This window comes from Kitasatospora sp. NPDC004289 (assembly GCF_053602875.1).
Genome location: NZ_JBSGEL010000188.1, coordinates 1 through 1304 on the forward strand (window position 1 = coordinate 1; position 1304 = coordinate 1304).

Below are 1304 nucleotides of genomic sequence, written 5' to 3' on the forward strand. Positions count from 1 at the left end.
CGACTCACTTCGACCTGCAAGATCAAGTATGGGCAGGCTTGGCAGCCGGAGACTGGCTGAGTCAACGTTGAAACGGGACGGGTCCGGCGTCAGCAGAGGTGCCACCACAGGCCAATGATGGCCGGGGGACTGGAAAAGGCCAGCAGGACGAGGCCGCCGAGGATGTCGATCCGGGAGCTCTCGCTGAAGGACTTGGGACTACGGGGGTCGTAGAACACGCTGATCGTGTCCGGGGGCGTGAACTCGTTGATACGGGCGGACGACTCACCTTCGACTGTGGTGCCGCCCGGGGGCGTGAAGCGGACGATCGGGTAGATGTGCACGTCGCCGTCACCGTCCTCGTGCTCCCGCACTCCGATGACCTCCGCGTCGATGCGTATGCACCGGCTCTTGAAGCCGATCCCGAACCGTATCCACAGCACCCCCGCCACGCACCCGGTCACGCCGACGACGGTGACCAGCCACATCACTATCAGATCCCCCACAGGGCCATCGTAGAGGCGATGCCTCGACACCGATGAGTTGCCCAGCGTGCAGTCCTCTCGGACCCGGCTGCACGCGCGGCTCCCTGATCCGAACAGCACCCCCTAAGACCTGGCTGATACTTGATCTTGTGGCAGGTCGAGGTGAGTTGACGGACGCAGCGTGGGAGCAGATAGAGCCCTTGTTGCCGCTGGCGGACGGGCGTGGTCGTCCGTGGCGTGATCACCGTCAGGTGGTCAATGGTGTGCTGTGGCGGCTGCGGACAGGGGCTCCATGGCGCGACCTGCCTGAGCGGTACGGGCCGTGGCAAACCGTCTACGAGCGCTTCGCCCGCTGGGACACGGACGGCACGTGGGCAAGGCTGTTGAAGCAGGTCCAGGTCCGCGACGACTCGATGGGCCGGGTGGAGTGGACCGTCGCAGTCGACTCCACGATCAACCGGGCCCACCAGCACGCCGCCGGCGCACGCAAAAGGGGGCCGCAGACGGGGACGAACTGGAAGATCCGGGCCGCTCGCAGACACGCCAGGCGCTCGGCCGGTCCCGAGGCGGGCTGACCACCAAGGTCCACCTCGCTGTCGACGGCCGGGGCCTGCCGCTGTCGATCGTGCTCACGCCCGGCAATGTCAACGACGCCACCGAGTTCGCCCAGGTCCTCGACAAGATCAGCATCCCGCGCATCGCCACGGGCCGCCCGCGCACGACGCCGACGCGGGTGCTGGGCGACAAGGCCTACTCCAGCCGGGCGATCCGCCACCTGCTGCGGCGTCGGGGCATCGCCGCCACGATCCCCGAACGCCGCGACCAGGTTGCCAACCGCCA

1 protein-coding gene and 1 pseudogene are annotated in these 1304 nt (G+C 67.5%); one reads left to right on the forward strand and one right to left on the reverse strand.

Annotated elements, in window-relative coordinates:
* Positions 1-89 precede the first annotated feature (89 nt).
* On the reverse strand, positions 90-467 hold the full coding sequence (locus ACWEPF_RS39940; RefSeq protein WP_452176535.1) for a DUF3592 domain-containing protein: 378 nt from the start codon (positions 465-467) through the stop codon (positions 90-92).
* A 146-nt stretch (positions 468-613) separates the two neighbouring features.
* Here ACWEPF_RS39940 and ACWEPF_RS39945 point away from each other — a divergent pair.
* Positions 614-1304, forward strand: a pseudogene (locus ACWEPF_RS39945) (IS5 family transposase); the annotation flags it as partial.